Origin of the sequence: Glaciimonas immobilis, from assembly GCF_011947285.1 — a bacterium.
In the GTDB taxonomy this organism is placed as follows: Bacteria; Pseudomonadota; Gammaproteobacteria; order Burkholderiales; family Burkholderiaceae_D; genus Glaciimonas; species Glaciimonas immobilis.
Map to the genome: position 1 here is coordinate 420,462 of NZ_JAAOZT010000001.1, position 19,237 is coordinate 439,698.

A 19,237-nucleotide genomic window follows, 5' to 3' on the forward strand; every position below is an offset into this window, starting at 1 on the left:
TAATTTAAGTACAATCAAACTCCATTCGGATCTTGCCATGGTTGCTTGCCGCACGCACTGTCTGCGGCGTCTGCGGCGGTACGCTTAACCTGAAACGCTTTTTGTTCGCACCTGGCAAAAAAGAAATGAGAATTTACTATGAGATGAACTTATCGGGGGGCTTGGAAATAATGGGGGAGCTCCAGATGTTCCCCGCGATGGCAGAGGTAATCGGGGTAAGTCTTGGGGTGGATTTTTGTTGAATGCGCCGCATCGGCTTGCTCCTTAGATCGTACAAAAGACCCCCCATAATTGACACTGCATGACAGACTATATCCGTTAAATTAATGAATGTAGGCAGTTTTCGGCCCATTAAGTTCCACAGTCAAAAAGTTTGGCTGGTGATAAAGCCTGAAGAGACCCTGAAGTTTGCCTGAGTTTAAGCATTTTGCAAACCTCTTTACAATGCGCTACCTGTTCTACTATGGGTTTGGGTATGGCGACATGACCTTTCAATACTTGCTTTACCCAGCGTGCGGTGACGTCGGCATCACGGTCTTCCGGTAACGCAGGAATTGCTTCGGCGACATTTTGTTTCTCTACCAAAGTGGTATGGTTGCCCAGATGAAACCACTCTATTTGTTGCGCTCGTTTGGCATTGGCAACGGTTTCGCCTTCTGTGCCGCGCATCAGAAAGACGTCTCCGCGTTCGGCCGCAGCAGTAGTTTTAAAATAGGTGCCGAGCATAGCCAGATATTCGGGGTGCGTATAGGAACACAAACGTAGCGCGGGGACACTGAACGGTTGCATAATTTTAACCAAAGTGTGGGTCGAATTTCGCACCCCCAGAATCCGCCGCATTGCCAGCAAGCGCGCCATCTTCGGTGCCAGCGCCGCAATCGGCATGAAAGCAGGCTGAAGCAGGCCGAATTGTTGCCGGGCTTGCTCGACGCTGTTGCAGTGCGCGTGTCCAAGTGCGGTAAAAATTTCTGCGGTGGTGACTCTGCCCGGATCCGTCAGCACACCATGCACCAACACCGGAATGCCTTCGCGGGCCAGCAATAACGCAAGTAACGGTGTCAAATTAGCCATGTGACGCGCGCCGTTGTAACTAGGGATCACCACTGGTGCGTAAATGGAGGATCCAGCCAGGTCGTCGCGTTGTTCGGCATGACTGGACGCCGGAAGTGGTGTAAACGATGCTTCGGCGGCCTCCAGAAAGCCGGCGATTTCTTCCACTGACTCTCCTTTTATGCGCATTGCCAGCAAAATACCGCCCAATTCAAGGTCGGAAACCCGACCATCGAGCATCGCGGCGTATAAATCGCGTGCGTCGCCGCGCGAGAGGCTACGAGCGCCATCTTTGCCGCGCCCGATTTCCTTAATAAAACGTGCCGCTTTAAACGGTTCTTCCGATGGGATATTTTGCATGTGGCAGTGTGGTGAGGAATTGATAAATACTTTGGTTATTAACAGTTGTAGCCCAGAGTGGCAGCGACTAAGGTTCGTCATCTTAGCGTCTTAGCGGTATTATCATGGTGATATTATCGCGGTGTGAGGTCTTTTGCTGCGGGTGAATCTGGTGAATCGGGCGGATCGTGAGGATAAGCATAGCGCCATTCGCCACAAGGCGGTGTGTCGATTTTTATTAATTGCGGACTGATTAGCGCAACTTTAACGTATCATTTCTGGACCAGACATGGCAATTGACCCTCGCGATCTTAACGCGCTACGCACCCCCTTGTTACGATTCGCGCATTTACAGTTACGCAACACGAGTTTGGCAGAAGATGCGGTTTCCGAGACTATACTCGCCGTGATGGAACACCCAGATCGATTCCATCAGCAATCCTCTCTTAAGACATACGTTATTGGTATCCTCAAGCACAAGTTAATTGATCAATTGCGACGAGGGAAGCGCGAGATGCGCCTTACCGACGATCCGTATGATGAGCGCAGCGACGCCGCTATGGTGGAGGCGTTGTTTGATAGCAAAGATCATGCGATTGGCGTACAACCCGACTGGGGTGATCCCGTCCAAACGCTTGAACGCAAAGAGTTTTTTGATGTTTTGCAATTATGTATCGATAAGCTGCCAGCGAAGACCGGACGTATTTTTATGATGCGCGAATGGCTAGAAATGGATACAGACGCGATCTGTAAAGAATTGGACATCACCAGCGCTAACGCCTGGGTGATGTTGTATCGGGCGCGCACCCGTCTCCGCGAGTGTTTGCAAATAAGTTGGTTTGCGCAGGTGCCTTCGTAGACGTTTTTAGTATTAATGCATAGCGGTGGCGGTAGTTGCTGAACGGATAGCAGGAAACGGACTTCGCAAAGAATGGATTACACGTATCAACCTGTTAACTTAAAAGAACGCAAAATCACGATTTTTAAGCGATCACGGCGATCAGGATGTAGCAGACCGACTTTTCTACAATTTCTTTAATTTCTTAGATATTAGGTGGAATAACAAATATATGCCGCGTCAACGCCTGTTTCCCACCTGCCGAGAAACCCAGAGCCTGCTGTCTGAAGCCCAGGATCATACGTTGCCGCCGCTGCATCGCGCGCGGGTAAAAGTACATCTGTGGACATGTACTGCATGTAGCCGTTTTTCGCGTCAGATACACCTCATCAGAGATGCGATGCGACAACTTGGGAAAGACTAAAGATCGTATGTATGCTGAACATTCGCGGTAGTCAACATATCTCACTTTCTCACTTTGGTTGCCTGCCCAAGTATCCAAGCGAAGTATTCAAACAGTCGCATTCATCGCACCACAGGCCAATTCTCATTGTCCCAGATTATAATTAGCGCCCGTTAATATAATTAGCGCCCGTTAACATCCTGTCGTATAGCGCTGCTGGCGCTTTCCATTACAATGCAACATTGTAAAATTTACCCTTAATTTACTATTATCATGATTGTTCTCGGCATTGAATCATCCTGTGATGAAACCGGCATTGCGCTATATGATACGCAACGCGGATTGCTCTCTCACGCCTTGTACTCGCAAGTCGCGATGCATGAGCAATACGGCGGTGTCGTGCCAGAACTAGCGTCGCGGGACCACATTCGCCGCGCGATTCCCTTACTGCAGCAGGTAATGACAGAGGGCAACACGCAACTCAATGCTATCGATGCGATCGCTTATACTCAGGGGCCTGGCCTCGCTGGCGCTTTGCTGGTCGGGGCGTCCGTCGCCTGCGGCTTGGGATTGGCGTTGGATAAGCCGATGCTGGGTGTGCACCATTTAGAAGGTCATCTGTTATCCCCGTTGTTGGCGAGCAACCCACCGAATTTTCCCTTTGTAGCGTTGCTGGTATCGGGCGGCCATACCCAGTTAATGCGGGTAGACGGGGTTGGGCAATATGAATTGTTGGGTGAAACGCTGGATGACGCTGCGGGGGAGGCATTCGACAAATCAGCAAAATTGCTCGGTCTGGGGTATCCGGGCGGCCCCGCAATCTCCCGTCTTGCCGAGTTTGGCGATCCTTCAGTGTATTTGTTGCCAAGACCGATGCTGCACTCCAAAAATCTGAATTTCAGCTTTTCAGGGCTTAAAACAGCAGTGTTGACCTTGGTAAAAAAGCAGACAACGAATATTTGCGAGCAGGATAAAGCGAATATCGCGCGCGCATTTGTGGATGCATTGGTAGAGGTGCTGTTGGTCAAATGTTTGGCGGCACTAAAACAAACTGGTCTCAATCGTTTAGTGATCGCGGGGGGCGTCGGTGCCAACCAACAATTGCGGGCGGCCTTAAATGCGGCGGCGACCAAAAGGCGCTTTAAGGTGTTTTATCCCGAGTTAGAGTTCTGCACCGACAATGGCGCCATGATTGCCTTCGCCGGCGCCATGCGGCTACAACTCAAACCAGAGGCGGCGCAACGTGACTATGCGTTCACTGTACGACCGCGTTGGCCGCTAGATCAGCTAGGGATATGAACAGACGTGAAGAAAACGGGCGGCTAGGCGTATAATGCTGGACTGTAACGCAAAAGTGTGCTGATCTTAAGACAGTTACACACCCTTATCGCATCATCTTGGAAACAGTCAAACGGTTGTTTGCAGCACCTTTGGCGTGATATAAAAGTTGACACGAAATCACGAATTCATTGAAAGCAATAGTGCCTTGGGACGAACGTAAATTCGTCATCACCGCGTCTATATTCTCAACAGAGTTCTTTAGGAACCGTAGCCAAGCGTCGTGGATTCAAAACGCACAAGACGCAGATGGTGTACACACCGCAGCAACCGGAATGGTCTTTAAACCTGACGATTGTTAGCGCCGCCTGTTTAATGTCTGCGACAGTATTCCCAAGGCGCAGCAGGTTCCAAAAGAAGTCAGATAGCGATATAGCGTGGAAGGCCGCAAATAAATATGCCTGACACTCAGTCTGAAAAGCAAGAAATTATTATCGTAGCCGATGCTGAAGCATTGGCGCCATCTATCCGTTTTTCGGATTTTGGATTATCGCCCGACATCCTGCGCGCGCTCAACGATCAGGGGTATATCAATCCGACGCCGATTCAGGCGGAGGCGATCCCGATCGTCCTGCAAGGCCGCGATGTCATGGGCGCTGCCCAAACTGGAACCGGCAAAACGGCCGGTTTTGCGCTACCGATTATTCAGTTGCTACTGGCGCATGCCAACACCAGCGCGTCGCCTGCGCGGCATCCGGTGCGCGCCCTGATTCTGACGCCCACCCGTGAGTTGGCAGATCAGGTCGCTGAAAACGTTAAAGCCTATTGTCGTCACACGGCACTGCGCGCTACGGTAGTTTTTGGCGGTATCGATATGGCACCGCAAACGGCAGCATTGCGATCAGGTATTGAGATCGTGATCGCAACGCCCGGTCGTTTGCTGGATCATGTGCAGCAAAAAACCATCAGCTTGTCCCAGACCCAGATTCTGGTAATGGACGAAGCTGACCGTATGCTGGACATGGGCTTTCTGCCTGATCTGCAGCGGATTCTCAATCTTCTGCCTAAAGAACGTCAAAGCCTGATGTTCTCCGCGACCTTCTCGGCCGAGATTAAAAAGCTCGCAGGTAGCTTCCTTAAAAATCCCGTCACCATCGAAGTTGCGCGTAGCAATGCGACGGCTGATAACGTCACGCAGACGATGTATCGGATTGATGATCAGGCCAAGCTGGACGCGGTTTCTTTTATCATCCGCGAACGCAATCTAAAGCAGGTCATTGTGTTTTCAAACACGAAAATCGGTGCTTCACGTTTGGCCAAGCATCTGGAAAGTGAAGGCGTTAATGCTTCAGCGATTCATGGTGACAAGAGCCAGAATGAGCGGATGGCCGCCCTGGAGGCTTTTAAACAAGGCGCGATTGAAGTGTTGGTCGCGACCGATGTAGCCGCACGTGGTCTTGATATCGCTGAGTTGCCGTGCGTGATTAATTTCGACTTGCCGTATAACGCCGAGGATTATGTCCATCGGATTGGGCGTACTGGCCGTGCCGGTGCGTCAGGCGACGCCATTTCTCTGTGCACAGAGAAAGATGAGCGCCTGCTGGTCGATATCGAAAAAATGATCAAGCACAAGTTTGTTCGGGCTGAACTGGTTGGTTTTGTAGCGAAAGTGCGGACTTCAGAGCGTGAACGCGCACCTCGCCGCGAGGACGGCGAAAATCGCGCTGAAGCACGCGGCGGGCGTACGGAATCTCGCTCAGATTCAAGAAGTGATTCGCGTAGCGCATCATCAGATCGCAGCAATCAACATACCCGTAGCGCGTACGCATCGTTGCCGCGTAAGGAAAAAATTGATCCGTGGTTTTTGAAGCCTTACGAACCCACGCCATCGGCGATCGAGAGCGCACAAAATAGCCAGACCGCGCAAACCAAACCGAAGGGCAAGCTTGCCGCCTTGCTGGGTGGTATGCCTAAGCGTTAAGGGTTAGGTATTAGGCATCAAGAGTATCAAGAGTATTAAGCATAAACGCTAACTTTGCGCCCGTTGGCTTGCAGCATCGCAGATATTCAATCAGGCCAATTATGGCAGCCAGCGCTCCGGTCTTTCAACGGCGATCCAGCCGTTGATTGGCCCAAGCCGCGATCGCAAGCGGCCAAAACGCTTCAACAGAATCAATCTTCCCGATTTCCAGTCCCAAAAACCAGGCGGCTTTAACCAGCGTTTGGTATGGTTGCGTTAAATCTAGCGGCGGTGCATCGTTCTGTTTCGATAACTTTTCACCATTGGCGTTGGTGATAACCGGCACATGCAAGTAACTTGGGGTGAGGTACTGAAGCTGGCGTTGCAGATAAATTTGTCTTGGAGTGGAATCTAACAGGTCCGCGCCGCGTACAACATGCGTGACGCCCTGATTTGCATCATCGACTATTACGGCAAGCTGATAAGTCCAAAAACCGTCCACACGTTTCAAGACAAAATCCCCGACTTCGATAGCTAGATGTTGTTGCGTCATCCCTTGCCATCTATCTTCAAACCGTATCAGTTCTGCTGCTTGTCCGATTTCTGGAACCAGCAATCTGTAAGAGCGGGTCGGCTTGCCTACTGGCAGTCCGTTTCTGCAAGTGCCGGGATAGACGGCGGCACCGTCGGACGCCACGCCAATGTGAGAGTCAACGATTTCGCGCCGGGTACAGCCGCAGGGATAGGCCAGTCGTCCCAGCCTGTCAAATGCCGCCTGATACAAATCGCCGCGATGACTTTGGTATACCACCTTGCCGTCCCAATGCATCTGTAGCGCCGACAATGCATGTAAAATTGCCTCGGCCGCCCCGTGCGCCGTGCGTGCCTCATCTACATCTTCCATGCGTACCAGCCAGCTGCCGTGATGCGCTTTGGCATCCAGATAACTTGCCATCGCAGCAACCAGCGCACCATCATGCAATGGGCCGGTCGGGGAGGGGGCGAAACGTCCGATGTAATGCGTTGCGTCAGGCATAATTAGGCATATTTAGGCAACTTGATAAAGTGATGATCTGTTCAACATCAACTGGGCGTTGGGGTTAAGGCCATTGAATTAAATGACGCGCGGTTTCCGGATCGTTTAATTGTTGAATAACCCATTTGAGCGATTTCCCTAACGCTGGCGCACGCCAGGCAATCTTCATCTTCACTCCCGGCTTTTCTTCAAGCGTTTGTTTTTCTATTAATGCACCGGACAAAAAATAAGGTTCTGCGGTACGCCGCGGTAAATGCCCGCACCCCAATCCATTAAGCTGGGCCTGCAACTTTGCAGACATTGTAGGCACCGTTAAAATATCCTGTCCTATGAGTAATCCGGAGGTGATGCTGGGCAGTACGCGTCCGGTGTCGCCGACCGCGATAGCGCGGTATTGCTGAATGATATTGGCAGTTAGTGGCTCCGCCGCAAGTGCGAGTGGATGCTGGGGGGCCACGGCGAAGGCCCATTCAGTCGTACCCAGATGACGCGTCTGAAAATCACCGCTCATGCGGATGTAATCGGGACCGTCGTGCGGCGCGCCAATCGCCAGATCGGCACGATCATTGATCAGTGCCTCCCATACGCCGGAAAGCGCCTCGTGAAAGATGCGTAATCGTGTCCCTGCATTCTCACGATCAAAGGCGGCAATCAGCGGCATCAATGCTTCGAATGGGACAATACTGTCTAAAACAATGCGCAGCTCAACTTCCCAGCCTGTGGCGGTGCGTTTTACCCGCCGTTCCAACTCTTGTGCCGCTTGCAGCAAATGCCTGCCTTCGGTCAATAACTCCAGACCGGCACCTGTCAATCTGGCGCGATGACCGGTGCGATCAAACAGCAATACATCGAGGTCTTCTTCAAGCTTGCGGATGCTGTATGTGAGCGCCGATGGCACCCGATCCAATGCAATAGCTGCTGCGCCAAAGCTCCCCTTACGGTCGATGGTATCGAGGATTTGTAATGCCTCCAGCGTTAAATTCATAGTCTTAGTGTTGCGAAAATAATAAAATTTAACGACTTATAACATCATATAGCGAAAATCGTGGCTGATATAAATGATTGTTAAAAAAATCATATTATTTCCCTGCGAGGGCTGACATTGCCTTCTTCGTAACATCTATGTAACTTGCTTATTAACGATATCACTCAAGGGTTTGCAAAAAAATAAGTCACGGAACTGGCGTCGGTTCCTGCGGTGCAACATCCAGCGAGGAGGCCTTTTTTACGCGATTCACCGCGCAATGCGGGCAAGATATACCGATCACGTATTCGGGCGATAGCTGTTCACGGGGAGTGACAACCGTGCGACAAATGAAACACTGCGAAGTTGCGGTTTCCTGTAGTTGCGGATTGAGCGACGTTCTATAGTCGAAAACAAAGCAATCGCCTTTGTAATGCGCACCGCCGCACTCTTCAAAATACTTGAGTATTCCACCGTCAAGTTGGTAGACGCTATCAAAGCCGATTTCTTGCATATGAATCGCGGCTTTTTCGCAGCGGATGCCGCCGGTGCAGAATGTGACGACGGTTTTATCGATCAGTGCGTCCTTATTGGCAGCGATCACTTCCGGAAATTCACTAAACTTGTCGATCCGATAATCCACCGTATTGGCAAACGTGCCAACATCCACTTCGAATCCATTCCGCGTGTCGACCATCACAACTGGACGACCGTTATCGTCATGTCCCTGATCTAGCCAGCGCTTCAGGGTTTTAGGCGCAACCGATGGCGCGCGACCTAGCTCCGGCTTGATCAGTGGGTGTTTCATGGTGATGATTTCGGCCTTCAGCTTGACCAGCATGCGGGTGAAGGGCTGCTTTTCGGAATAGCTTTCTTTTACTTCCATATCAGCGAAGCGCGTATCGGACCGAAGCCAGATCAAAAATTGATCGATTTGCTCACGAAGGCCCGCCAAAAACATGTTAATGCCTTCGGGGCTAAGAAGTATCGTACCTTTTAACTGGAGTTGGATACACGTTGTGAGGAATTCCGCACGTTTGTCGGCGGTATCGTCAAAAGTGATAAATTTATAGGCTGCAATATTAACGTAAGTAGGTGTGGACGACATAAGCGTGATTTTCTGAGGGGGTTCTCTACCGTGAGGGCAGATTCTGTAAGTCATTGATTTAACAGTATTATAAACGCCGCAGGACTTTTCATCGTGATTTGCGCTGCGAAAGCTGATTCCGGGGAGGTAGCGGGGTAAAATACGGGCTATGACGACACCGCAATTTACACATCTCCGCCTGCATTCCGAATACTCGATCGTCGATGGCTTAGTGCGCATCGATGACGTAATTAAAGCTGCTGCCGATGACCAGCAAGCGGCTTTAGGTATATCCGATCTTGCCAATCTGTTTGGAATGGTCAAATTTTATAAGGCTGCACGCAGTAAAGGCGTCAAGCCGATTATCGGCTGCGACGTCTGGATTACCAATACCGACGCACGCGATAAACCGTCACGTTTATTATTACTGGCCAAGGATCGGGTTGGCTATCTCCAGTTGTGCGAATTGTTATCCAAGGCATGGATCGAAAATCTGCACCGCGGTCGTGCCGAGATTCGCCCAGAGTGGTTAGAAGATCTTCAGCACCAAAGCGGTGGTAACGGTCTGATCGCCCTTTCCGGCGCCCATTTTGGTGATGTCGGTATAGCAATTGATAATGGCAATGTGGCAGCGGCCAAGCGTTGTGCGCAACGCTGGATGACAATCTTTCCGGATAGCTTTTACATTGAAGTTCAGCGCGCCGACCAGCCCAACATGGAGGCAAACGTGCGCCATGCGGTGGCTCTGGCTGCGGAGCTGCAACTACCGGTGGTGGCAACCCATCCGATTCAATTTCTTAACAAAGAAGAATTTATTGCCCATGAGGCGCGCACTTGTATTTCTGAAGGCGAGATGCTGGCAAACGCGCGCCGGGTTCGTCGCTTCAATGATCAGCAGTGTTTTAAAACCCAGGCCGAGATGGCGGCATTGTTTGCCGACATGCCCGCGGCTTTACAAAACTCGGTAGAAATCGCCAAACGCTGCAATTTATCGCTACAACTAGGCAAGCCGCAACTGCCGGATTTTCCGACGCCGAATGGTATGTCGATTGGCGAGTTTCTGGACGAGCAGTCGAAGGAAGGGCTGGCGATGCGCATGGTGCATCTGTTTCCGGATGAAGAAAAGCGCGAACAGAATCGTCAGCGTTATCAGGATCGGTTGAAGTTTGAAATCGATACGATCGTCAAGATGGGCTTTCCCGGTTATTTTTTGATCGTTGCGGAATTTATCCGATGGGCCAAAGAGAATGGCGTACCTGTTGGGCCGGGTCGTGGCTCTGGCGCAGGCTCACTGGTGGCGTATTCGCTCCAGATTACCGATTTGGATCCGCTGCGATACAACCTCCTGTTCGAGCGGTTTCTCAATCCTGAACGGGTATCAATGCCCGATTTCGATATCGATTTTTGTCAGGAAGGCCGTGACCGCGTCATTCAACACGTGAAGGATTTGTACGGCAAAGAGGCGGTGTCGCAGATTGCTACCTTCGGTACCATGGCCGCTAAAGGAGCGATTCGCGATGTCGGTCGGGTCCTCGATTTTGGCTATAACTTCTGCGACGGTATTTCCAAACTGATTCCGTTCAAGCCCGGTAAACACGTGACGATTGCCGATGCAATCAAAGAAGAACCGATGCTGGCCGAGCGACTGGAGAACGAAGAAGAGGTCAAGCAGTTATTAAACCTTGCGCAGCAGGTCGAAGGTATTGCCCGCAACATCGGTATGCATGCGGGTGGTGTTTTGATCGCACCGGGCAAGCTCACCGATTTTTGCCCACTCTACACGCAAGGCGGCGATGCTGGTGTTGTGTCGCAATACGACAAAGACGATGTAGAGGCCGTCGGTCTGGTGAAGTTCGACTTTTTGGGTTTGACCACGCTGACCATTCTCGACCGTGCAGTGCGTTACATCAAACAACTTGATCCGGCGATGGCAGATTTTAGTCTGGAAAAACTGCCGCTCAACGACCGCGCGTCTTATCAATTGCTGACCGCGGCTAAAACAGTCGCCGTATTCCAGCTCGAAAGCCGCGGCATGCAAGGCATGTTGAAAGATGCGCGTCCCGATCGTTTTGAAGACATCATCGCACTGGTGGCGCTGTATCGTCCGGGTCCGATGGATTTGATTCCTGACTTTTGCAAACGTAAGCACGGCGAACGTTTCGATTATCCCGATCCGCGTACCGAAGGCATTTTGTCCGAAACCTACGGCATCATGGTCTATCAGGAGCAGGTAATGCAGATGGCGCAGGTCGTCGGCGGTTACTCGCTCGGTGGTGCCGATTTGCTACGTCGTGCGATGGGTAAGAAAAAAGCGGAAGAGATGGCGGAACATCGTCAGATATTCCGTGATGGTGCTGCCAAGGATGGACTGAGCCAAGCTAAAGCTGACGAAATTTTCGATTTGATGGAAAAGTTCGCAGGCTATGGTTTTAATAAATCGCATGCTGCGGCATACGCGTTGTTGTCGTACCACACCGCTTATTTAAAAGCGCATCATCCGGCGGCATTCATGGCTGCCAACTTGTCGCTGGCGATGGATGACACCGAAAAAGTCAAAATTCTGGTCGAAGACTCGCTGGATATTTGCAAGCTGACCTTGTTGCCGCCGAATATTAATTTGTCCGATTATCGGTTCACGCCAGAAGCCGAGCCGGGCAAAAAAGCGACCTTCATTCGTTATGGACTAGGCGCAGTAAAGGGCTCCGGTCAGAATGCCATTGAGGCCATCGTGGCCGCACGCAACGTTAAGCCTTTCGTTGATTTATTCGATTTCTGTGTACGGGTGGACAAGCGCCAGATTAACCGCCGCACGATCGAATCGCTGATCAGGGCAGGGGCGTTCGATTGCTTTAACGTGGATCGTGGCATCTTGTTGGCCTCCGTTCCGCTAGCGATGGAAGCCGCCGATCAGAAACTGGCAGCAGTCAACCAGGTCAGCCTGTTTGGCGGCGATGACAGCGATCTGGAGCCACCTCCCGAGTATGTCAAGGCGACCCCGTGGACCGACAAGCAAAAACTGACAGAAGAAAAATTGGCACTGGGCTTTTATTTATCCGGCCATCTGTTCGAAGCTTACGCGCCAGAAGCACGGCGTTTTGCGAGGACGCCTTTAGGCAATCTGGAGCCGTCGCGCGACCCGCGTACCTTGGCGGGGATCATCACCGGCTTGCGGACTCAAATGACGCAGCGCGGCAAAATGATTATTGTGACGCTCGATGACGGTAGTGCCACGGTAGACGTCACGGTTTACAGTGAACAATTTGAACCTAATAAAGCATTCTTCAAAGAAGACGAATTTCTGGTCGTTCAGGGCAAGGTCTCGGAGGATCGCTTTAACGGCGGATTGCGCGTATCGGCCGAGAAGGTCATGGACATTGCCACGGCACGGATTCATTATGGCCGTCAGTTTGTGTTGTCACTGACAACGCCTAAACAGCAAATTGGTGTCAAAGAACTGAAAGACCTGTTGTCGTCGCATCGTTCTGACGCGGGTTTGCCGCTGACCGTACGCTACATGGGTGGCGGCATCGGTTGTGAGATATTGCTGGGCAACGCCTGGCGTGTATCGCCTAGTGATGGTTTGCAGAGCGGTCTGGCGGCCCGATTAGGTGAAGATGCGGTGGCGATAGAGTACTAACACCGCGTGATGATGTGGCTAGTCAACTGCCGCCTCCGACTTTACATGAAGAGGCGGAATCCTTTCTTCCCAGGACCAATTAATAAAACGTGCGCCGCTGATCGTGATCAGATAGCGCCATCCGCATACTTTTAATGTGCGCATTACGGAGCAATAATTTGTCTTATAAAACATGGCCGATATTCGTGGTCATTATGCTTTTTCCTGTCTTATCTTTAGCACTTCATAACGCTGGGAATATTTGTCTTTTTCTGTTGTTGATTTTTAGTATCGTCGCAGCGGTGACGCGCTTTAAACCGATGCAGCTAAGTTTTGCACAGGTTGTCAAAGATTATTGGCCATTTCATCTGGCAATGGTGTCGCAGGTTATCGCGGTCGTGCTAAATCAGATTTCTTCGGGCGACTTCGCCTTTAAATATTATGATTCGGCGTTGCGTATTGCGCTATTTGTGCCGGTCTTCTGGATCCTGATGGCGGTGCCACTGGACTATATCAAAAAGATTCAGTGGGCTTTTCTGGCGGGGGCGTTTATCGCCTTAGGTAAGGTGTATTACCTTACTCAGGGCGGCAGTATTCGTCCTCCGAACATGGGTTTTTTGGCGACGATACCTTTTTCCGCGATGGCGTTAATATTTAGCGCAGTGATTGTTGTCTCCATCGGCTGGACGGAGCGCCAAGCAAAATGGATCAACGGACTTAAAATCGCGGCCGGTTTAGCTGGGATATATGTCACTGTTTTGACTCAGACCAGAGGTAGTTGGGTCGCCATCCCATTTTTTATCACGGGCGTCTTCTTTTTTGCACAGAGTATTCGTTGGCGATACCGCTTAATTATAGGTATCCTTGCTTTGGCTGGATTAGTGCTTGCTGGTACATATAGTAGCGTTGTTGAAGATAGGGTGGCCGCGGCCAAATCGGACATAGCGCTGTATGTCAATGGCGAGAACGAAGATACCTCGGTCGGCGTCAGATTGCAGCTTTGGGAGGCATCGTGGAAATTGTTTGCGGCGCACCCCGTTTTTGGTGTCGGCAGAGAGAATTTCAAACGCGAACTAGGAGCGCTTTCTGAGCGGAAGGTGATAACGCCGTTGACCGCCTCATTTTCGCATTCTCATAACGAGATTTTATTCAATATGGCGATTCTCGGAGTGTTTGGATTGCTGGGGATACTGGCCATTTATTTTGTCCCGGCATATTACTTTGCCCGCGAACTTCGCCATTCTGACCGGGCGTTGAGAGCCGCAGCCGGAATGGGATTAAGCGTATGCATGGGATTTTTTCTTATGGGTCTCACGGATATGATGTTTTTTTGGAATGTGACTGGCGGCATTTATAGTATGAGCCTGGCGACATTTTTGGTCTGTGTCGTTAAACGAAAAAAAGAACTTGAACGGATTGTGTCATGACAGCTTCATCGTATTCAGGCTATTTCCGGCGGCTGGCAGTCCTGCATCGCCCTTATAAAAAACGGCTGGCGCTGGCCTTTTTTGGGATGGCAGTTACCGCCGCGACGGAACCGCTGGTTGCTTACATCTTCAAGGTGCTGCTGGACCACGGCTTTGTTGAAAAGCCTACGTTCCCGTTATGGCTGGTCCCGGTGGCAGTGATCGGGGCTTTTGTGGCCCGCGGCGCTTCAACCTTTTTGACCACGTATATGATGAACTGGGTATCGACGCGCGTGCTAAATACTTTGCGGCGACAAATGTTTAGCAGGATGTTAGGCGTATCGATCGACTTTCACGCGACCCATACCGTCGGGCGCGTCATCAATTCGATTATGTTCGAGGTCCAGCAGATCATTGAAATGATCACCAAATTATTTACCTCTATCGTCCGGTGTTCATTGACCGTAATGGGATTACTCGGATATATGTTGTATATCAGCTGGAAATTGACGCTGGTGGCTTTTGTCCTGATGCCCCTGATGATGATTGTGGTGCGCCTGACCGCCAAACGCCTGAAGAAGCTGAACAAGGATGCACTCGCCGTCAATGCGGAACTGACGCAGGTTATTGAAGAAACTACGCGGGCGCAGCAGGTCGTCAAAATTTTTGGCGGTCAGGATTACGAGAAGAGCCGGTTTGAAGATCGGGCCGACCACATCCGCAGTTACAGCATGCGTTTGACCAGCACCTTCGCCGCCACTGTTCCCGTGACGCAAATCATGACCGCGTGTGCGATGTCTGTAATGATTGTGATGGCGCTGATTCAATCCAGTCACAATCAAATCACGGTTGGCGGTTTTATTTCATTCTTCACGGCCATGATCGCTTTACTCGCGCCATTAAAGCAATTAGCCGAGGTCAACGGTCCGCTACAACGCGGAATGGCCGCCGCCGAAGCCGTATTTGCGCTGATCGACACACCGGTCGAACGCACCACCGGTAAACAACTAGATCAGCGTGCGCGCGGGAAAATAACCTTTGAAGGCGTAAATTTTACTTATCCAGGTGCAGACAAACCTGCGCTCCAGAATATTAACCTGGCCGTAGAACCAGGTGAAACCATTGCGTTCGTAGGCATGTCGGGCGGCGGAAAATCGACACTGGTGAACTTGATCCCCGATTTTTACTCGGCTACCAGCGGTCGTATTTTGTTAGATGACCAGCCCATTGAAGACATTGCGCTAACCAGCCTGCGAGCGCAAATAGCGATGGTGAGTCAGCATGTCGTTTTGTTTAATGACACGATTGCCGCGAATATTGCGTACGGTGACAAGTTTCCGGATCGCCAGCGAATCGCAGCGGCGGCCAGCGCAGCGTACCTGACCGAGATGATCGCGGGCTTGCCCGGAGGTTTGGACGCGCCCGTCGGCGACAATGGATCGCGTTTATCTGGCGGTCAACGTCAGCGTCTGGCGATGGCCCGCGCCATCTATAAGGACGCGCCGGTACTGATCCTCGACGAGGCGACATCCGCTCTGGATAGCGAGTCGGAACGCGCCGTGCAAGCAGCGCTAGACACGTTGATGCAAGGCCGGACCACGTTTGTGATTGCGCACAGGCTTTCCACCATTGAACGCGCGAGCCGGATCGCCGTCCTGTCTAACGGCAAGATCGTTGAAATCGGGACCCATCATCAATTGCTCGAGAAAAATGGCGCGTATGCGAACCTATATCACCTGCAGTTTTCCAAAAATACGTTTAACGTGGAATTGTAAAGACAAATCATCGCCATCTATTTGCGAGATGGCAGTCTCTTTATCGTATAGCGCCATTTACGGTCTGGACTGCGGTATTAGTTTGTTGCATTATTCTCCAGCCTTGCCCACTTATCTTTTTAAATATTGCTCATGGCGACACAACTCGTTCCTGCTGATGTTCTAAAAAAAGCCGATAAAATACTATTTATCGCCCATCTTGCTCTAGGTGATTTTACTTACCTTCAAAATTGTTTTAAGGCGTTTTCCGAGGCCTATCCGTCTATAAAAATTCACATTTGGGTGGACGAGGTGCGCCGCACCACCAACGCTGCTAATTGGGTACATCTTAAAAAATATGCGCTATATGACTGGCTTGCCGAGTGTCCGTTTATCGAAAAGGTTTATAACCAAACCTATAGTCCGGCACTTTTTCAGCAATCGATAGGCGAGGCGCAACAGCAAAATTATCCGTTAGTCGTTTCTTTGTCGACGTTAAGGCCGCCGATGTATGCGGCGCTTGCGCGGCAGATATCGCCACACGGCTTTGTCGTCGGTATGAAAAAATCGGCCGGGCTGCTAGCGTTCAAAAAGCGTTCCGACTATCGTAAGTTAGACGCCGACCTGAATCCTGACGGGAACTTAAAGCCGGGCATGCACATCAGCGATGTTTATGCTGGCTGGTTTGAGCAATTGTTTGGGACTGTCGGCGATGCGCCTTCAAGATTTCCATTTGTAACAATTCCCCCGGATTGGCAGCGAGAGGCTAAAGCGCAGTTACAGTTATGGGGTTTTGACGACCGCTCGCCAGTGCGATCGTCCTCTGGCAAGCTATTGTTCATTAATCCGTATGCCAAAAATAATAAACGTTGCTGGCCGTTAGAGCGCGTAGTGGAACTGGTCGAGGCATTACAAAGCAGTGATAAATGGCGCGGAACCCGTTGTATTGTCAATGTGGTGCCAGAAGAAATGGCGGTCGCAAAGCAGTTTTTTGCCAGATACGCGATGGAGCAGGTGCGCTTGTTTAGCGCCGAAGAAAACTTTTTTGAGTTACCCGCAATGTTAAAAGAATGTGATCTGATTGTGTCCGTGGAGACTGCGGTGATGCATTTGGCAAACGCGGTGCATGTGCCGGTTGTTGCTTTAATGCGTCAAAAAAATCCGGAATGGATTCCTATCGATAAGGAGAATAGTATCGTTATAACTACATCCAACAGGCGCCATTGGGTTAAGGCAATAACCGTTGCACAGGTGATGACAGTACTGATAAACCGATAGGGTATTTATGATTACACGCGTAATGGACAATACTGGTCCTGTCGATGCCGGTCCTATTTTTCATGTCGCGTTCGGGGTTGACGCTAACTATTTTCTTGGTATGGGCGTGGCGATTGTTTCGGTGTTGGAAAACAACCGTTCTCAGTCGTTTGTGTTTCATATTTTTACCGCGTCGATCATGGATGATCACAGCGCGCAGTTACGTGAAATCGAAAAAAAGTACCGGACCGTCATTCTGGTGAAATTGATCGACCCGACCATCTTCGACGAGTTCGCTGATTTTACGAGTATTTCCCAATACTCCGCGGCGATATTCATGCGACTTTTAATCGCGGGCAGTCTGAAGGGCATCGCCGATAGGGTCCTTTATCTCGATGCCGATATCGTCTGTCAAGGCGATCTCACGGAGCTAATGTCAATTGAGCTAGGGGATAATATTGCCGCTGTTGTCGGGGACGTGGGCAGCATTGCAGAAATGCAGGTTGCCAAGCTCGGTCTCACAGGTGGACGGTATTTCAATTCAGGGATGCTTTATATCGATGTTAATAGGTGGTGTGCCGAGAATATCTGGCACAAAGCGGTTCAGGCCATTTTATCCAGCGATAAAAGTTTTTTATTCCCCGATCAGGACGCGCTCAACAAAGTCATGGATGGCAGGGTCAAGTTTATCGACGCCAAATTTAATTGGCTGTACGACCTGTTTGCAGAGACCGCCAGCAAAAATAACCCCCCCCCAAATGCGGTTTTCATACACTTTGTGGGTCGACTCAAGCCTTGGCATAGCTGGTGCTGCAATAGTGCAAAGGATATCTTCTTGAAATATCAAGCACTGTCGCCTTGGGCGAACGCGCCCCTATATGGCCCGAAAAACTATAAAGAAATACGCATGTTTGCGCAGGGGTTATTGAGAACTGGCAACAGGATGCAAGGAATCTTATGGTACATTAAATTTATTATTAATAAATTTTTCCACATCTAGCCAAAAAATTTTGGCCCCTGGGACGAGCAATCAACTGTACTGTAAATACGCGTCCCAATTATCACCCCCGTAGTCTGCCCGGCCTTCCTTGAATTACCTTGTCATTGATCTTTCTTATCATTGATCCAGCCTAGTACATACTTCGCTACCGTCGTTGCAAGTATTTTGCGCATGCAATCGCAGGTCAATGCATTTTTGGTTTTGCAGCCCGGACATTCTTTTTCGGGTGAAATTGAGCGCGCACGCGTGCCTAATGCGCCCCAACGATTTGGATTCATTGGACGGGCAGCCGGAAACAGGCCTATTGTTCGCTGCCCAAATGCGGCAGACATATGTAGCGGTCCGGTCCCACTGGCGATTAGCCCGTCAGCGGCCTGAATAAAAGAGGCTAACTGCTGAAGGGTGAATTTGCCGCAGACGTTGTGCACGTTCGGCATGCCCAATAATCCGGGTGCATGTTCAGTGATCCAGTCTCCTTCCCCTGCACTTCCGGTGATCCACAGCGCAATTTGCGGATTGATGCTCAGTAGTTCGGCTAGCGCGGTATAGTTTGAAATGGGCCATTCCCGACCGTGGCCGTTTGATTTGGGATGGAGGATCAAATTGAATTGATCGGGGCGTAATAGTCGCCGTACGGATTGATCGTCGGGAATGTTGAATTGATATAGCGCGGCAATGGCACTGCGCTCTGGACTGTAACGTATTCCCAGCGGGCTAAGATATTTAAAATTGGACTGCGCTTCGTGTACTTCTGACCGGCCTTTTGTAAAGTGCAAACGCCGATTGCAATGGATCCAGTTGAACAGTCCCCGATGGACATTACCAATCCGGTTGGGGACCCCGGCTTTGTGTGCCGCAATTGCCAGCGCTTTTTCCGGCTGGGCAAAGATGACCGTGTCGATATCAGCGCTTTTAAAAAATGCGACCGGATCGGTCAAACTTTCAAGTTCGATAACTTGATCCACCGTGCTGCAATAGGCGACTACCGGCGCGGCGTATGCGCGGCATAAAAAACTGATCTTGATGCCCGGGAACTGCTGCTTCAGATAGGCGGTCACCGGTAACGTCAATATGACATCTCCGATGTTATCCGTGCGACTTATCAATACGTGAGAGCTATTTGATACCATTATTTACCGTAAAAGGTGTAAAGCATGCGCCCATAATCTACAGGTAATGCAACAATTATCAGCATTGACGCGCTTTTGAATAATTTGTTACATTGCTTTGGTTGGGCTATTTTGTGGAA

The 19,237-nt window shown here is 50.6% G+C and carries 14 protein-coding genes; 9 read left to right on the forward strand and 5 right to left on the reverse strand.

What is annotated here, in order from left to right:
- Positions 1–351 precede the first annotated feature (351 nt).
- Positions 352–1,410, reverse strand: coding sequence for a DNA-binding protein YbiB (ybiB, locus tag HAV38_RS01875; RefSeq protein WP_168051831.1), 1,059 nt, complete (start codon positions 1,408–1,410; stop codon positions 352–354).
- A 268-nt stretch (positions 1,411–1,678) separates the two neighbouring features.
- Between ybiB and HAV38_RS01880 the strand changes: the two genes are divergently transcribed.
- From HAV38_RS01880 to HAV38_RS01895, 4 genes are all read left to right on the forward strand, one after another.
- Complete coding sequence (locus HAV38_RS01880) at positions 1,679–2,248, forward strand: sigma-70 family RNA polymerase sigma factor (protein WP_168051833.1); 570 nt, start codon at positions 1,679–1,681, stop codon at positions 2,246–2,248.
- Positions 2,249–2,459: 211 nt separating this feature from the next.
- Positions 2,460–2,651: a zf-HC2 domain-containing protein gene (locus HAV38_RS22220; RefSeq protein ID WP_168051835.1), complete on the forward strand. Its 192-nt coding sequence runs from the start codon at positions 2,460–2,462 to the stop codon at positions 2,649–2,651.
- Positions 2,652–2,903: 252 nt separating this feature from the next.
- Positions 2,904–3,929, forward strand: a complete 1,026-nt coding sequence (gene tsaD, locus HAV38_RS01890; RefSeq protein ID WP_168051837.1) for a tRNA (adenosine(37)-N6)-threonylcarbamoyltransferase complex transferase subunit TsaD — start codon at positions 2,904–2,906, stop codon at positions 3,927–3,929.
- 436 nt (positions 3,930–4,365) lie between these two features.
- Positions 4,366–5,889: a DEAD/DEAH box helicase gene (locus HAV38_RS01895; RefSeq protein ID WP_168051839.1), complete on the forward strand. Its 1,524-nt coding sequence runs from the start codon at positions 4,366–4,368 to the stop codon at positions 5,887–5,889.
- Positions 5,890–6,013: 124 nt separating this feature from the next.
- Here the strand turns inward: HAV38_RS01895 and gluQRS are convergent, their stop codons facing one another.
- The 3 genes from gluQRS to HAV38_RS01910 all read right to left on the reverse strand — a co-directional run bounded on the left by gluQRS (position 6,014) and on the right by HAV38_RS01910 (position 8,976).
- Positions 6,014–6,904 (reverse strand): tRNA glutamyl-Q(34) synthetase GluQRS, encoded by an 891-nt coding sequence (gluQRS, locus tag HAV38_RS01900; RefSeq protein WP_168051841.1) that lies wholly within the window; start codon positions 6,902–6,904, stop codon positions 6,014–6,016.
- A gap of 64 nt (positions 6,905–6,968) precedes the next feature.
- On the reverse strand, positions 6,969–7,889 hold the full coding sequence (locus HAV38_RS01905) for a LysR family transcriptional regulator (RefSeq protein WP_168051843.1): 921 nt from the start codon (positions 7,887–7,889) through the stop codon (positions 6,969–6,971).
- A gap of 187 nt (positions 7,890–8,076) precedes the next feature.
- Complete coding sequence (locus tag HAV38_RS01910) at positions 8,077–8,976, reverse strand: sulfurtransferase (RefSeq protein ID WP_168051845.1); 900 nt, start codon at positions 8,974–8,976, stop codon at positions 8,077–8,079.
- 148 nt (positions 8,977–9,124) lie between these two features.
- On the opposite strand from HAV38_RS01910, the gene dnaE reads away from it, so the two are divergent.
- The 5 genes from dnaE (at position 9,125) to HAV38_RS01935 (ending at position 17,988) form a co-directional block, all read left to right on the forward strand.
- Positions 9,125–12,592, forward strand: coding sequence for a DNA polymerase III subunit alpha (gene dnaE / locus HAV38_RS01915; RefSeq protein WP_168051847.1), 3,468 nt, complete (start codon positions 9,125–9,127; stop codon positions 12,590–12,592).
- A 158-nt stretch (positions 12,593–12,750) separates the two neighbouring features.
- Positions 12,751–13,998, forward strand: a complete 1,248-nt coding sequence (locus tag HAV38_RS01920; RefSeq protein ID WP_168051849.1) for an O-antigen ligase family protein — start codon at positions 12,751–12,753, stop codon at positions 13,996–13,998.
- The gene (gene msbA, locus HAV38_RS01925) at positions 13,995–15,752 is read left to right on the forward strand and encodes a lipid A export permease/ATP-binding protein MsbA (RefSeq protein WP_168051851.1); all 1,758 of its coding nucleotides are present in this window, start codon (positions 13,995–13,997) and stop codon (positions 15,750–15,752) included. Before HAV38_RS01920 ends, msbA begins: the two co-directional genes overlap by 4 nt.
- Positions 15,753–15,884: 132 nt before the next feature.
- Positions 15,885–17,009, forward strand: coding sequence for a glycosyltransferase family 9 protein (locus tag HAV38_RS01930; RefSeq protein ID WP_168051853.1), 1,125 nt, complete (start codon positions 15,885–15,887; stop codon positions 17,007–17,009).
- Between the two features lie 7 nt (positions 17,010–17,016).
- Positions 17,017–17,988, forward strand: coding sequence for a glycosyltransferase family 8 protein (locus HAV38_RS01935; RefSeq protein WP_168051855.1), 972 nt, complete (start codon positions 17,017–17,019; stop codon positions 17,986–17,988).
- Between the two features lie 101 nt (positions 17,989–18,089).
- On the opposite strand, the gene HAV38_RS01940 is transcribed toward HAV38_RS01935, so the two are convergent.
- On the reverse strand, positions 18,090–19,118 hold the full coding sequence (locus HAV38_RS01940) for a glycosyltransferase family 9 protein (RefSeq protein ID WP_168051857.1): 1,029 nt from the start codon (positions 19,116–19,118) through the stop codon (positions 18,090–18,092).
- Between the last annotated feature and the right edge of the window lie 119 nt (positions 19,119–19,237).

What these genes read in the sequence shown, in the direction of transcription:
- tsaD (WP_168051837.1), top strand. Translation starts at nt 2,904, where the DNA reads ATGATTGTTCTCGGCATTGAATCATCCTGTGATGAAACCGGCATTGCG.
- HAV38_RS01880 (WP_168051833.1), top strand. Translation starts at nt 1,679, where the DNA reads ATGGCAATTGACCCTCGCGATCTTAACGCGCTACGCACCCCCTTGTTA.
- HAV38_RS01910 (WP_168051845.1), bottom strand. Translation starts at nt 8,976, where the DNA reads ATGTCGTCCACACCTACTTACGTTAATATTGCAGCCTATAAATTTATC.
- ybiB (WP_168051831.1), bottom strand. Translation starts at nt 1,410, where the DNA reads ATGCAAAATATCCCATCGGAAGAACCGTTTAAAGCGGCACGTTTTATT.
- HAV38_RS22220 (WP_168051835.1), top strand. Translation starts at nt 2,460, where the DNA reads ATGCCGCGTCAACGCCTGTTTCCCACCTGCCGAGAAACCCAGAGCCTG.
- HAV38_RS01935 (WP_168051855.1), top strand. Translation starts at nt 17,017, where the DNA reads ATGATTACACGCGTAATGGACAATACTGGTCCTGTCGATGCCGGTCCT.
- gluQRS (WP_168051841.1), bottom strand. Translation starts at nt 6,904, where the DNA reads ATGCCTGACGCAACGCATTACATCGGACGTTTCGCCCCCTCCCCGACC.
- HAV38_RS01930 (WP_168051853.1), top strand. Translation starts at nt 15,885, where the DNA reads ATGGCGACACAACTCGTTCCTGCTGATGTTCTAAAAAAAGCCGATAAA.
- dnaE (WP_168051847.1), top strand. Translation starts at nt 9,125, where the DNA reads ATGACGACACCGCAATTTACACATCTCCGCCTGCATTCCGAATACTCG.
- HAV38_RS01895 (WP_168051839.1), top strand. Translation starts at nt 4,366, where the DNA reads ATGCCTGACACTCAGTCTGAAAAGCAAGAAATTATTATCGTAGCCGAT.
- msbA (WP_168051851.1), top strand. Translation starts at nt 13,995, where the DNA reads ATGACAGCTTCATCGTATTCAGGCTATTTCCGGCGGCTGGCAGTCCTG.
- HAV38_RS01940 (WP_168051857.1), bottom strand. Translation starts at nt 19,118, where the DNA reads ATGGTATCAAATAGCTCTCACGTATTGATAAGTCGCACGGATAACATC.
- HAV38_RS01905 (WP_168051843.1), bottom strand. Translation starts at nt 7,889, where the DNA reads ATGAATTTAACGCTGGAGGCATTACAAATCCTCGATACCATCGACCGT.